Source organism: Pseudoselenomonas caprae (assembly GCF_008271345.1).
Lineage (GTDB): Bacteria > Bacillota > Negativicutes > Selenomonadales > Selenomonadaceae > Selenomonas_A > Selenomonas_A caprae.
The window spans coordinates 95,968-108,535 of sequence record NZ_VTOZ01000003.1 but is presented as its reverse complement, the minus strand read 5'-3'; the positions used below and the strand labels follow the sequence as shown (position 1 = coordinate 108,535).

Annotated in this window: 12 protein-coding genes, 1 tRNA gene and 1 riboswitch; of the genes, 3 read left to right on the top strand and 10 right to left on the bottom strand. The window is 54.8% G+C overall.

Going from position 1 to position 12,568, the window contains the following annotated elements:
- Positions 1-13: 13 nt before the first annotated feature.
- On the bottom strand, positions 14-1,039 hold the full coding sequence (locus tag FZ041_RS02270; protein ID WP_075441503.1) for a nucleoside/nucleotide kinase family protein: 1,026 nt from the start codon (positions 1,037-1,039) through the stop codon (positions 14-16).
- A gap of 148 nt (positions 1,040-1,187) precedes the next feature.
- Between FZ041_RS02270 and FZ041_RS02265 the strand changes: the two genes are divergently transcribed.
- Together FZ041_RS02265 and FZ041_RS02260 are read left to right on the top strand one after the other, a co-directional pair.
- Positions 1,188-2,261, top strand: coding sequence for a M48 family metallopeptidase (locus tag FZ041_RS02265; RefSeq protein WP_149188367.1), 1,074 nt, complete (start codon positions 1,188-1,190; stop codon positions 2,259-2,261).
- Between the two features lie 102 nt (positions 2,262-2,363).
- On the top strand, positions 2,364-3,422 hold the full coding sequence (locus FZ041_RS02260) for an AI-2E family transporter (RefSeq protein ID WP_149188366.1): 1,059 nt from the start codon (positions 2,364-2,366) through the stop codon (positions 3,420-3,422).
- 44 nt (positions 3,423-3,466) lie between these two features.
- On the opposite strand, the gene FZ041_RS02255 is transcribed toward FZ041_RS02260, so the two are convergent.
- The 3 genes from FZ041_RS02255 to thiC form a co-directional block, all read right to left on the bottom strand.
- Positions 3,467-3,913 carry a CBS domain-containing protein gene (locus FZ041_RS02255; RefSeq protein WP_075441497.1) on the bottom strand — a complete coding sequence of 149 codons (447 nt, stop codon included), beginning with the start codon at positions 3,911-3,913 and terminating at the stop codon, positions 3,467-3,469.
- A gap of 75 nt (positions 3,914-3,988) precedes the next feature.
- Positions 3,989-4,369, bottom strand: coding sequence for a universal stress protein (locus tag FZ041_RS02250; protein WP_075429235.1), 381 nt, complete (start codon positions 4,367-4,369; stop codon positions 3,989-3,991).
- A gap of 102 nt (positions 4,370-4,471) precedes the next feature.
- Complete coding sequence (gene thiC, locus FZ041_RS02245) at positions 4,472-5,779, bottom strand: phosphomethylpyrimidine synthase ThiC (RefSeq protein WP_149188365.1); 1,308 nt, start codon at positions 5,777-5,779, stop codon at positions 4,472-4,474.
- A 48-nt stretch (positions 5,780-5,827) separates the two neighbouring features.
- A riboswitch (TPP riboswitch) is annotated at positions 5,828-5,928 on the bottom strand.
- Positions 5,929-6,066: 138 nt separating this feature from the next.
- Between thiC and FZ041_RS02240 the strand changes: the two genes are divergently transcribed.
- Positions 6,067-6,143, top strand: a tRNA-Pro gene (locus tag FZ041_RS02240).
- Between the two features lie 39 nt (positions 6,144-6,182).
- On the opposite strand, the gene FZ041_RS02235 is transcribed toward FZ041_RS02240, so the two are convergent.
- From FZ041_RS02235 to purM, 6 genes are all read right to left on the bottom strand, one after another.
- On the bottom strand, positions 6,183-7,214 hold the full coding sequence (locus tag FZ041_RS02235; protein WP_149188364.1) for a protein-tyrosine phosphatase family protein: 1,032 nt from the start codon (positions 7,212-7,214) through the stop codon (positions 6,183-6,185).
- Between the two features lie 156 nt (positions 7,215-7,370).
- Positions 7,371-8,786 (bottom strand): alanine/glycine:cation symporter family protein, encoded by a 1,416-nt coding sequence (locus FZ041_RS02230; protein ID WP_177207133.1) that lies wholly within the window; start codon positions 8,784-8,786, stop codon positions 7,371-7,373.
- A gap of 208 nt (positions 8,787-8,994) precedes the next feature.
- Positions 8,995-10,269: a phosphoribosylamine--glycine ligase gene (purD, locus tag FZ041_RS02225; RefSeq protein ID WP_149188363.1), complete on the bottom strand. Its 1,275-nt coding sequence runs from the start codon at positions 10,267-10,269 to the stop codon at positions 8,995-8,997.
- 12 nt (positions 10,270-10,281) lie between these two features.
- Entirely contained in the window at positions 10,282-10,875 is a 594-nt protein-coding gene (locus tag FZ041_RS02220; protein ID WP_075441490.1) for an IMP cyclohydrolase, read from the bottom strand.
- 26 nt (positions 10,876-10,901) lie between these two features.
- Entirely contained in the window at positions 10,902-11,519 is a 618-nt protein-coding gene (purN, locus tag FZ041_RS02215) for a phosphoribosylglycinamide formyltransferase (RefSeq protein ID WP_081342166.1), read from the bottom strand.
- Positions 11,512-12,564 carry a phosphoribosylformylglycinamidine cyclo-ligase gene (gene purM / locus FZ041_RS02210; protein WP_075441488.1) on the bottom strand — a complete coding sequence of 351 codons (1,053 nt, stop codon included), beginning with the start codon at positions 12,562-12,564 and terminating at the stop codon, positions 11,512-11,514. The genes purN and purM overlap by 8 nt, the downstream gene beginning before the upstream one ends.
- Between the last annotated feature and the right edge of the window lie 4 nt (positions 12,565-12,568).

Sequence of the window (12,568 nt, the reverse complement as noted above, 5' to 3'; positions counted from 1 at the left end):
CGTCAGGCTCTTTTCATTTGAGAATCTGCTGCAGTTCTTCGTCGGTGAGGTCAAAGGTCTCCATGATGGCCTTGCTGCTCATCGTCCCATCCTGATACAGCTTGCGCAAGATGGCTCTGCGGGCATGGGAAAGCCCCTCGGCATAGCCGTTCTTGTAGAGAGCACCGACATCGCCTTTCTCGGCACTGATCCGCCGGTTGATGCCGCTGAGCAGGCTGTTGTCGATGGTCACGTCGGGCTTTTTCCAGAGCACCTCACGATTGACCATGCGGTTCGGCATCATCTTGCCGCGCAGCTGGTAGTCCCCGTCTGACAGCATCTGCCAAGTCTCATCGGCAGGCCATGATTTCTTCAGCACGCGCTCGACGTTGACGCGGTCGCTGTTCCGGTAGAAGATCTCTGCCTCTTCGCGGCTCTTGCCGCCCATCATCTTGCGCTGGATGAGACGCTCCTTGAGATCCTGCGGTTCAGCGCCGACAAACAGCGAATAATCCGCGTAATTGCGCACCGTAAGCCAGCGGTCATCACCGAGCAGCAGCCAATTGCCCTCCAGCAGGACGATGGGCCGGCGGACCTTCACGACCTCCTCGACTACATCGTGTGTCGTGCGGTCATAGATCGGCCAGCGGCATTCCTCCGCATGGAGCGTCTGCAGCTTGTCCAGCAGATGCTCCACATCGAAGGTCTCCGGGCAGCCCTTGACCATGCTCATCGGCACCTGCTTGCCATCACGCTCCACCGTATGCGTGCGGATATAATCCGCATGGTAATGGAAGCCATCGAGGCCCAGCGCCTGCACCGGCACGAGGTTCGAGTCCGTCAGCGATAGTTTTTCCAGCAGCAGGGCCAGCGTCGACTTGCCGGTCCCCGGTGGCGCCACCAGATATACGACAATGCGCGTCCCTTTCTCCCGCTGCAGCTTCGACATCCGCCGCAGAAACGGCAGGAACAGATTATCGATCGTTTCCTGATTATATCGCACCATATGCCCCAACCCGTTTATGGTCAGCCGCAGGGTACGCCAAGCTTTTTCTTCCATGAAACCCGCCTCCTTGTTCACACCTAACCGATGCCTGTCATCCGCAAGTTAAATTTCTATTAATTCTCACAAATCCCTTAACCTTTCCCGACAAAAATCCGTTATAATAATAGCAAAGGATAACAAACATCTACAGGAGGAATTATACATGAAATCTACGAAATTGCGCAAGCTGATTACGGGAACAATTGCCGCCAGCCTGCTGGCCTTCCCGCTATCCTTCGGCACAGTCCCAGCTCCGGCCGCAGAAGCCGGTACCTCCAGCATCCTCGGCGCAATCGTCGGCGGTGTTGCCGCCCATTCGCAGCTCGATGCTCTCCTGCGCAAGTACAATGACTCCGAGGAAGGACGTCAGGAATACTTCCGCGAGATGAAAAAACAATACGGCGTGAATGAGGACTGGGCGCTCAACCAGCAGCTCGATCGCATCATGACCAACCTCACGGCAGGAATCGGCGCCGTCGATTCTTCCGTATACAACAAGCCCTACAATTACTTCATCAACAACCAGAAGGGCTTCAACGCCTTCTGCACGATTGGCCACAACCTCAGTGTCAACACGGGGCTCTACAACGTGCTGACCAACGAAGACGAGATTGCCGTCGTCCTGGCCCATGAGCTCGGACACGGGCAGAAGGATCACCCGGTCAAAGGTGCCCGCAACTCGCTCAACATGCAGATCCTTGGCGCCGCCACGGGTTCCCAGGCCGGCGCTCTTGTCGCCCAGGTCATCAACAACCGCCACATCACCAAGCCGATGGAAAACGAAGCCGATGCCCTGGCCTTCGACTACATCACCCATACCAATTACAACCCCGGCGCGACAGCTGCCGTCTGGCAGCGCGTCCTCGACCTTTCCAAGAGCAAGGCCTCCGCTGTGCAGGAATTCCTCTCCGACCATCCCGCCGATGACGACCGCCGCGACGCTTACGTCAAAAAGCTCTCGTCTTACAGCGGTAACCATGTCACGAACAAAGACGGGCTCATCCGCATCAACACCAAGGATTTCACGACCCCGGCTGCGGCTGGCGGCATGAGCGCACGCGAGCGCTCCTACTTCGTCATGGGCAACCTGGCGGCAGCCTACCATAACGGCCACGACAAGCGCCGGGCCTATGTGGATGGCAACACCGTCATGCTCGGGGCCCAGCCCATCATGACCTGTGTCAGCGGCGACGAAAGCGCCAGCACCTTGGCCGAACGTCTCAACGCCATCAAATGAACCTTTCCCGCCTCCGTTGCCGGAGGCTTTTCTTTTTGACCTGGTTTGCTATAATGATAGATAACACGATTCTTTCCACACGATTCACACAAAGGAGCATTTATGCATCTACGCGCTTACCGCACATCCATCCTGCTGGGGCTTTTCTTCACGCTGCTGCTGTCAGCCTTCTGGTTCATGCCGCAGCTGGCCTTCATCATCTTTTTGTCCCTGCTGCTGCAGCTGCTCTTGCTGCCAGCCGTCAACCAGCTGAACCGCAGACTGCCGCGGGCGCTGGCCGCCGGCCTTGTACTCGCGGCCTTCGTCGGCCTTGGCTTTGTGCTGCTCGGCCTCGTCTCCAGCAGCTTCGTGCCGACCTTCTCCCGCTTCATCACGGATTTCCCGCAGATCACGGAAAAATTCCAGAACCTGCCGCTCTTGCAGGAGTCCGAATTCCTGCACAATGAGCTCGGCAATGTCTGGGGCGAAATCAAATCCACCGGCATCACAGCCCTCCGGTCTTCGCTGCAGCTGCTGCTTTCGCTGTTCAGCAAGGTCATCGATTTCGTCATCATCCTGTTCGTGACCTTCTACCTGCTGAAGGACGGCGAGGAGATCAAGCAGTATCTGGTCACGCGCTTCCCGCAGCGTGATACCGACCGCGTGCTCAAGCTGTTCAACAACATCTTGGGCGCGTTGCGCACCTACATCTGCAGCCAGCTTGTCATCTGCCTCATCACCGGCATCATTGTCTTCCTCTATTTCACCGTGCGCGATCTGCCCTATGCTTCGGTCTTCGCCATGGTATCCGGCATCGCGGAGTTCATTCCAGTGCTCGGCCCGACGGTCGCCTCAGCCTTCGGCACACTGCTGACTGCCACCGTCGAGCCCTTCATCGCCCTGCAGACCGCTGGCTTTTACCTGCTGCTCACCCAGATCAACCACAACCTCGTCTACCCGACCTTGATCGGCAAGTCGCTGAACCTGCACCCCATCGCCATCATCCTCGGCATCATCCTCGGCGGCGAGCTGCTCGGCGCCACCGGCATGTTCCTGGCTGTGCCCTTCATCGTCATCTGCAAGCTGGTCATCGAGGACATCTACGAAAACCGGCTGCTGCAGAAAAAACTCCAGCGTGAATCGCGCTGGCTCGCCAAGAAACCCACCGAAACACAAAAATAAAAGGAACTGTCTCTTGCAGGCAGTTCCTTTTTCTTGCCGGAAATTCAGAGCAGCATCTTGACGATGTCCGTACGGCTGACAATGCCGATCAGTGCACCGGCATCATCGAGCACCGGCAAGCGCTTGATATGCTTGTCATGCATGAGCTTGGCAATCTTGCTGACCTCATCTTCGGCCTTGACCGCAATGACCTCCTCCGTCATGATCTGCTCGGCGGTCAACGCGGAGAACTTGCGGAAAGCATCGCGGTACTCCTGCAGGCCATTGTAATAGATCACCGCTCCCAGGATGCAGAGCTCGTCGGGCATCTCCGGGGCGATCTCCTTGCGCATGAGATCGCCTTCGCTGACGATGCCGCAGACCTTGCCCGTCTCATCCACGACAGGGACACCAGAGATCTTCTTCGTCACGAGCAGTTCGGCCAGCTCACGGATCGTTGCTTCAGGTTTTACAGTGATAACGTTTTTGGTCATGATATCTTTGACTTGCATGCTGAACACCTTCCCTGTTGCAAACACAAGAACAAAAGCTGCCAGCGGGAATCCACTGGCAGCTGCCACAACACTTTATTTGATGACCATTACCGGAATCGGCGACTCCTCAATGACCTTCTGGCTGACACTGCCAATCAGCGCGCCCTTGAAGAGGCCCAGGCCACGGCTGCCCATGATGATCATGTCGCTGTGCTCCTGACCGGCCACACGGATGATAGCCTTCGGGATATTGCCCGTCTCAACATGCTTCGCGGCCTTGATATCATCGGGAATCTTCTCCCAGATGCGATCGAAGACGATATGGCTCGGGATATCCTTATTGATATTGCTGGCTACATAGACGAAGTCCAGATCCGCCTGGCATTTCTCGGCAAAGAAAATCGCCTCATCGACAGCTTTGCAGCCATTGACGGAACCATCAACCGGCACTAGGATTTTTTTGATTTTCCCCATAACAAAACCTCCTAACGAGTTTGTTTTATTCTATATAGCTATATTCGGGATTTTGCCGGATGATTCCTGCTTTTAGACTGAATTTTTTCAATTGTTCCGTCATCAATCCTCACAGGGACATTGCGGTTTGTCAAAGTACTTGCTGATGATCTTCACCGCACAGTAATCCCCGCACATCGAGCAGGCCTCCTCGCCTGCTTTGTTGCGTGCGCCTCGCTTTTTGCGTGCAAGCTCCGGATCGATAGACAGCTTCAACTGTTCCTCCCAGTCAAGAATCTTGCGGGCTTCTGCCATCTTGCGGTCCCATTCCACCGCCCCCGGAACTCCGCGCACCATATCCGCTGCGTGAGCCGCAATCCGTGAGGTAATCACGCCGGTATGGACATCTTCAATAGTCGGCAGCGCCAGATGCTCAGCCGGCGTCACATAGCAGAGGAAATCCGCACCGCTTACGGCTGCCAGCGTACCACCGATTGCCGCCGTAATATGGTCATAGCCTGGTGCGATATCGGTCACGAGCGGCCCCAAAACATAAAACGGTGCGTTGCGGCACAGACGTTTTTCCAATTTCATATTCGCAGCAATCTGATCATAGGGAACATGTCCCGGCCCCTCGACCATGACCTGTACCCCACGACGCCAAGCGCGATCCACAAGCTCGCCTAACGTAATCAGCTCAGTCAGCTGGCCACGGTCGGTGGCATCAGCCGTACAGCCGGGACGCATGCCATCCCCCAGGCTCAAGGTCACATCGTATTTTTCACAAATGTCAAGAATCGCATCAAAATGCTCGTATAGCGGATTCTCCCGCTCGTTATGAAGCATCCAGCCAGCAATAAACGAACCGCCACGGCTGACAATATCCATGATACGTCCCTGTTTGCGCATGCGTTCTACTGCCGTTAGCGTCACCCCGCAGTGAAGCGTCATGAAGTCCGCACCATCTTTTGCCTGCCGCTCAATAGTCTCCAGGATATCCTCTTCGGTCATCTCTACTACTGCGCCATGCGCTTTGATTGCCCGTACCGTTGCCTGATAGAGGGGAACCGTACCAACCATGACCGGCGAATGAGCGATAATCTCCTTTCTGGACTGATCTATATTATTGCCTGTCGAAAGATCCATAACCGCATCTGCTCCGCATTTGACGGCTTCTTTGAGCTTCTCAAGCTCTGGTGCTACATCCGGATAGGTACTCGACGTGCCAATATTGGCATTGACCTTTACCCGGAGACCTTCGCCCACACCGCGCGGCTGAAGCCCCCTATGGTTGATATTACACGGGATTGCCACTACACCTTTAGCTACCTTGGCACGAATCTCCTCTGGCAGGAGTTTTTCATCAGCTGCCACTTGTTTCATTTCCTCCGTGATCTTGCCTTCCCGTGCCATCTGCATCTGCGTTGCCATATCATTACCTCCTAAAATAAAAAACCGCCTAGCATAGAGCTAAGCGGTATTCTTTGCCTCTCACTTCCCTACGCAGGTATTAACCCAACAGGTTCCAAGGGTCGACATAAGTCTCTCAGCAGAACAAGTCTGCGCCCCTAGTGAATAAAAATATACAATTGATGCTAATAGTGTAGCAAATACACTCAATTTATGCAACCATTACTTTTTATCGCTAAAAAGTAAAAAAAATATAAAAAAGGTGTTGACAGTCCCCGTTATTCTGCGTATAATATTTCATGTACTCACGGGATGTGGCACAGTTTGGTAGCGCGCTTCGTTCGGGACGAAGAGGCCGCAGGTTCGAATCCTGTCATCCCGACCATTTGAATCATCAAGACAGCAACTTCGGTTGCTGTCTTTTTTATTTACCTGCGTCATCGCCATGATCTTTGAGCCATTGCGACCATTTCAAAGCAAACCCCGTCTTATGGGCTTCCTGCACATATGCATAGAACTTTTTGATCATCCCAGCCTTCTGCCGGTAATAGGTCTGCTTCCAATCATTTGATGCCGGTTTCAGCGACACATGTGCCACATATGCACCACCCAGAAGATACTGCCGCGATAAGATATCTTCCAGTGGCACCTCAGGATTTTTCATCATATCGTACATAGCCATATAGGCAGTAGTACGCCCCATCCCTGCCTGGCAATGGAAATGAAGCCAAGCATCCCTGGGCAACTTACAGGTAAAGTCAATAAACCGCTCTATATTTTCTGCTGCCGGCCATACATGATCCGTATCCGTCAGCCGCAGATAATGCCAGCCTGCGCCTTCTACCAGCTGCTGCTCACTCATGACAACTGTTATCTTCGCAAACTGTGGATGAAGCGGCTTTTTCTTTTTATCCAGCTGCGCCAGCAAGAGTATTTTCCCCTTCGCATCCTGCAACCGCTGTGCTTCATCTGTCAAGGCATCCTGCCGGGATTTGCCTACATTGCCCCAATCGCGCTTTCCATACCAGCTGACTGCATCGCCATTGAATAATCCATGCGATTCCTGCCGTAAATCTATCACATAGATGGGACCATGTGTTTTCTGCTGCAAAGTCTGCTGCAATGCCTTGAATTCGCCTGCCGAAAATTCTGCACTGCCCGATATAGCCAGCTGTTCCAGTCCCTGCCGCGAAGGTGACGCAATAACCCCTTTCCCGGCTTTGTCTGCCGATATTTTTTTCCGAAACGCCCCATCTGCCATACGGAAATTCCTTGGCAGCATATCCTTGTTTTTGGAATCGATCCGCCACATGTAGCCATGATACTCAGACGGCACCACCCGCTCAGCAGGCTGCACATCCTGTGCTTCTCCGGCCATTGCCGTCCAAGGCACCCCCATGACCAGCAAGGCAGCCCCAAGGGATACCCCTAACTCTTTTACCAAATGCAACTTCATTGAAACCTCAGCTCCTTTTACTATTCTCTTTTAGGTATACTCTTTTGCGCAATTTTGTCAATACTAAATCCTGCACACTTTGCTGTACCCACCAAAAAAGACTGCCGCCGCAGCGACAGTCCCTCCATGTCATCTAAGCATTGCCTGATTCATTTACTACACCTTCTGGCAATCAGCATCTTCTCCCTGTTTTTCACGCTCGATCACTGTTGCCTGGAAGTCAAAACATTCTTCCGCGATATCGCGGCTCAGCCATAACAAGCAGATAAGGTTCGGAATCGCCATAAGGCCATTCATCGTATCCGAAAAATTCCAGACAACTTCCAACGCTGTCGTTGCTCCCACAAAGGTCACCAAGCTGAACAGCACACGATACCCCATGATTGCCTTGCGGTTGCTGACGAGATATTCCAGCGCCTTTTCGCCATAGTATTCCCAGCCCAGAATCGTTGAAAAAGCAAACAATGCGAGTGCCACCGAGACGATCAGCTTGGCATACTCACCGAACACCGAGCTGAACGCCAGTATCGTCAGCTGGGCGCCCGATACCATCTTGCCCGTCGCAGGATCGACCGTCCCGAGCATGCCCGACGAAGCGATGACCAGGCCCGTCAGCATACAGACAATCATCGTATCAAAAAATGTTCCCGTCATATTGACATAGCCTTGGCGGGACGCGTGGTCCGTCCGGGCAGCAGCCGCCGCGATTGGTGCCGAGCCCAGGCCAGCCTCATTCGAGAATACGCCGCGGGCCACACCCCAGCGCATCGAGGTCAGCATCGAGGCAACGATGCCGCCGCCAACACCACCGGCCACCGAATCGAAGGAGAACGCCATGCGGAACATCTCCGCCACGCCAGCCGGCACTGCTTCAAAATTCACCACAATGACAATGAGTGCCACCACAAAATAGAAGCCCGCCATCGCTGGCACGACCACGCTCGATACCTTGCCGATGCTATGGATGCCACGGAGCAGCACCGACAGAGCCAGCACGGCTACCACCAGGCCAGTCAGCCAGGCTGGTACGTCAAAGCTCGTCAAGAGCGCCGCCGAAATCGAATTGGCCTGGGTCATATTGCCGATACCAAAGGACGACACCACGACAAAGAAGGCAAACAAGCCCGCCAGTCCACGGCCGATATACTTGTTCTTGAAGCCATTCTTCATCGCATACATCGGGCCGCCAGCCATCTCACCCACGCTGTTGGTCTCACGATATTTGACCGCCAGCACCGATTCTGCATACTTTGTCGACAAGCCGAACGCCGCACTGATCCACATCCAGACGAGTGCACCGGGACCCCCCAGGACCATAGCCGTCGCCACGCCGACGATATTACCGGTTCCGACGGTCGCCGAAAGCGCCGTCATAAGCGACTGGAACGGTGAAATGTCCCCTTCATGTTCTTTTTTCTGCCGGAATATCATCCGGACTGCATAGCCGAGATTGCGCCATGGCAGGAATTTCAACCGAACCGTCAAAAATACGCCTGTGCCGACCAAAAGCGTCAGCATCACCGGCCCCCAAACGAAGTCATTGATATCTGCCATCAATTTTGTCAGATCCATAAGCCCTCCATCCGTACAACACGCAAAACAACATCATCAAGGATTGCCTAAGACACAGAAAACGCCCTGTTGTTGTCCACCGACAACTTCAGAGCGTCCACCGTTGACGTCTATATGGATAATTATAATAGACAAATGTCAAGTTGTAAACAGCCAGTCAAAAGTATACACAAACAGACACAGCTGCACTTATTGGCGATATGAGATCTCACAGGCGTTCTAGCGCGCGGTGCGCGATGTCATTGCGGTAGAACGCATCCTGGAAGGAAATCTCCCTGACACCAGCATACGCCTTATCCACAGCCGTCTTGACATCATCAGCCTTGGCGACGACGCCGAGCACGCGGCCGCCCGCCGTGACAATCTGGCCGTCTTTCTCCGCCGTACCGGCATGGAATACTTCCGTACCAGCGGCCTTGGCCTCCGCCAGGCCTGCAATGGCAAAGCCCTTCTGGTAGGATTTCGGATAGCCCCCCGATGCCATGACCACGCAGACAGCTGCACCATCGCTCCACTGGATGTCCTGCCCGGCCAGGGTGCCATCGGCACAGGCCAGCATGATATCGACCAGATCGCTTTCCAAGAGCGGCAGGACAACCTGGGTCTCCGGATCGCCAAAGCGCGCATTGAACTCGACGACCTTCGGCCCTTCAGCCGTGATCATAAGGCCGGCATAGAGGCAGCCCTTATAAAGACGCCCCTCCTGCTCCATGGCCTTGATGGTCGGCACGAGGATCGTCTCATATGCCTTCTCCACCATGGCCTTCGTCATGACCGGTGCTGGTGCATAGGTGCCCATGCCGCCGGTATTCGGGCCCTTGTCGCCATCGTAGGCACGCTTGTGGTCCTGGGAGCTGATCATCGGGCAGATGGTCTTGCCATCGGTGAAGCAGAGCAGCGAGGCTTCCTCGCCCTCCATGAACTCCTCGATGACGACACGGCTGCCCGCCGTACCGAATTCCTGGTCCTCCATGATGTCAACAATGGCTGCCAGGGCCTCCTCTTTCGTCATGGCAACGATAACACCCTTGCCTGCGGCAAGGCCGTCGGCCTTGATGACAATCGGCGCCCCTTCCTGCTCGATATAGGCGCGGGCCGCATCGGCATCCGTGAATACCTCATATTTTGCCGTCGGGATATTATATTTTTTCATCAGGCCTTTCGAAAACGCCTTCGAGCCTTCAATCTCTGCCGCCAGTTTCGTCGGACCAAAAGCCTTGATGCCCGCTGCATTCAGCGCATCGACAAGGCCATTGGTCAGCGGGACCTCAGGGCCGACCACAGCCAGATCGATCTGCTTTTCCTTGGCAAAGTCGGCGACGGCATCATTATCGGTGATGGAAATCCCCTCCACGCACTCAGCCACCTCAGCCATGCCCGGATTGCCCGGAATCGCATAGAGCTTCGCAGCCTTCGGCGACTGGGAAAGCTTCCAGGCCAGCGTATGCTCACGTCCACCCGAACCAATAACAAGAATATTCATCGTCTACCCCTCTTATTTCTTCAGCTGCTCAAGAAGATACTCTTTGATCATCGCATCATAGGCTGCCGTATGGGCAAAAGCCTCCTGGGAAAGCTCCATGCGCGTGCGGTCATCGACGCAGCCATTCTCCTTGACCTGCTTGGCAATCTCCGCATAGCGGGCAGGATTCGTCACGATCGTGACGAACTTGAAGTTCTTCGCCGCCGCACGGACCATCGCCGGACCGCCGATATCGATGTTCTCGATGGCCTCCGCCAGCGTGACGTTTGGTTTGGCAATCGTCTCCTTGAAGGGATAGAGATTGACGGCTACCAGGTCGATGCCCGTGATCTTATGCTCCTGCATCTGCTTGACATGCTCTTCGTTGTCACGAACAGCCAGGATGCCGCCGTGGATATACGGATTCAGCGTCTTCACGCGGCCATCCATGATTTCCGGAAAACCCGTGACATCGCTGACATAGGTGACCGGGATGCCTGCCTCTTTGATGGCCTTCATCGTACCGCCCGTCGAAACGATTTCCACACCAGCCTCATGGAGCTGGCGGGCAAACTCAACAACACCGTCTTTATTCGATACGCTGATAAGTGCGCGTTTAATCTGCATGGATATATTCTCCTCTGTCTAAAAACTCAATCCAAAATCCGTACCTGACGTCCGTCTACCTGCAGCCGACCCTCGCAGTAAAGCTGGATAGCCTGCGGATAGATGATATGCTCCTGCTCGAGTACGCGGGCCCCCAACGTCTCCTCGGTATCCCCATCCAGCACAGGAACAGCCGCCTGCAGGATAATCGGGCCGCTGTCAGTGCCTTCATCGACAAAGTGTACGGTGCAACCGCTGACCTTGACGCCATAGGCGAGTACATCGCGATGGGCATGGGCACCGGGAAAGCTCGGCAGCAGCGCCGGATGGATATTCATGATGCGGCCGGCAAAATGATGCACAAATACTGGCGTCAGGATTCGCATAAATCCAGCCAAGACAACCAACGTTACCCCTGCTTCTTCGAGCTCAGCAATCAAGGCCTTTTCAAAGGGCTCACGGCCATCGTACTGCTTGCGATTGACGCAGACGGCCTTGATGCCAGCCTTTTTCGCCCGCTCCAGGGCAAAGGCCTCGGGCTTATCGGCAAGCACCACAGCGATCTCGGCATTGACCTCACCGCGGCCGATGGCATCGATGATGGACTGCAGATCCGTGCCACGCCCTGAACACAGGACCCCTAATTTCTGTTTCATCTCAGTCATGGAACACGCCGCCTTTGATCGTCACATCATGATTGCCCTTTACCACGCGGCCGATTTCGTAGACCGTCTCGTCAGCAGCGGCAAGATGCGCCTTGATTTTCTCTGCCTCGTCGGCACTGGCGATGATGATCATGCCAATGCCCATGTTGAAGGTGCGGTACATCTCTTTCCAATCCACGTTGCCCCACTGCTGCAGGAGCCGAAAGATTGCCGGCATCTGCCATACCGAGCTGTCGATCTCGACTGCCATATCCTCCGGCAATGCACGGGGGATGTTCTCGTAGAAACCGCCGCCCGTGATGTGGACCATGCCGTGGATATCAAAGTTCTCGATAAGGGGCAGACAGGACTTCGGATAAAGGCGCGTCGGCGTCAGAAGCTCTTCGCCGATGGTCTTGCCCAGCTCCTCGATATACTCATCGCCCTTGAAGCCCTTGAGGTCAAAGCAGATTTTGCGCACCAGCGAATAACCGTTGGAATGGACCCCCGAGGAAGGCAGGCCCAGGACCACGTCGCCTTCCTTGACTTTCTCGCTGGTGATGAGTTTCGATTTTTCGACAGCGCCGACAGCAAAGCCAGCGATATCGTATTCGCCCACCGGATAGAAGCCAGACATCTCCGCCGTCTCGCCGCCGATCAGCGCACAGCCCGATTCCTTACAGGCATTTGCTACGCCCTTGACCACATCAGCTACCTGCTCCGGGTCGAGCTTGCCTACAGCCAGGTAATCAAGGAAAAAGAGTGGCTCAGCACCCTGTACGAGGATATCGTTGACACACATGGCCACAGCATCCTGGCCCACCGTATCATGCTTATCCAGCATGAAGGCCAGGCGCAGTTTCGTGCCGACGCCATCAGTACCCGAGACCAGCACCGGCTCTTTGTATTTGCCAGCCGTCAGCGCGAACAGGCCGCCAAAGCCGCCGAGGTCACCAAGTACCTCCGGGCGATAGGTAGCTTTAACGCTGTCCTTTATCAGCTGAACGGATTTGTTGCCTGCATCGATATCAACACCGGAATCTTTATAAGTAAGTTGTTCTGCCATTTCT

Excerpts from the sequence above, each read along its gene's own strand:
- FZ041_RS02250 (WP_075429235.1), bottom strand. The coding sequence starts at position 4,369 with ATGGGGAAAATCAAAAAAATCCTAGTGCCGGTTGATGGTTCCGTCAAT.
- FZ041_RS02235 (WP_149188364.1), bottom strand. The coding sequence starts at position 7,214 with ATGAAGTTGCATTTGGTAAAAGAGTTAGGGGTATCCCTTGGGGCTGCC.
- FZ041_RS02230 (WP_177207133.1), bottom strand. The coding sequence starts at position 8,786 with ATGGATCTGACAAAATTGATGGCAGATATCAATGACTTCGTTTGGGGG.
- FZ041_RS02270 (WP_075441503.1), bottom strand. The coding sequence starts at position 1,039 with ATGGAAGAAAAAGCTTGGCGTACCCTGCGGCTGACCATAAACGGGTTG.
- purM (WP_075441488.1), bottom strand. The coding sequence starts at position 12,564 with ATGGCAGAACAACTTACTTATAAAGATTCCGGTGTTGATATCGATGCA.
- FZ041_RS02265 (WP_149188367.1), top strand. The coding sequence starts at position 1,188 with ATGAAATCTACGAAATTGCGCAAGCTGATTACGGGAACAATTGCCGCC.
- FZ041_RS02260 (WP_149188366.1), top strand. The coding sequence starts at position 2,364 with ATGCATCTACGCGCTTACCGCACATCCATCCTGCTGGGGCTTTTCTTC.
- FZ041_RS02220 (WP_075441490.1), bottom strand. The coding sequence starts at position 10,875 with ATGCAGATTAAACGCGCACTTATCAGCGTATCGAATAAAGACGGTGTT.
- purN (WP_081342166.1), bottom strand. The coding sequence starts at position 11,519 with ATGACTGAGATGAAACAGAAATTAGGGGTCCTGTGTTCAGGGCGTGGC.
- thiC (WP_149188365.1), bottom strand. The coding sequence starts at position 5,779 with ATGGCAACGCAGATGCAGATGGCACGGGAAGGCAAGATCACGGAGGAA.
- purD (WP_149188363.1), bottom strand. The coding sequence starts at position 10,269 with ATGAATATTCTTGTTATTGGTTCGGGTGGACGTGAGCATACGCTGGCC.
- FZ041_RS02255 (WP_075441497.1), bottom strand. The coding sequence starts at position 3,913 with ATGCAAGTCAAAGATATCATGACCAAAAACGTTATCACTGTAAAACCT.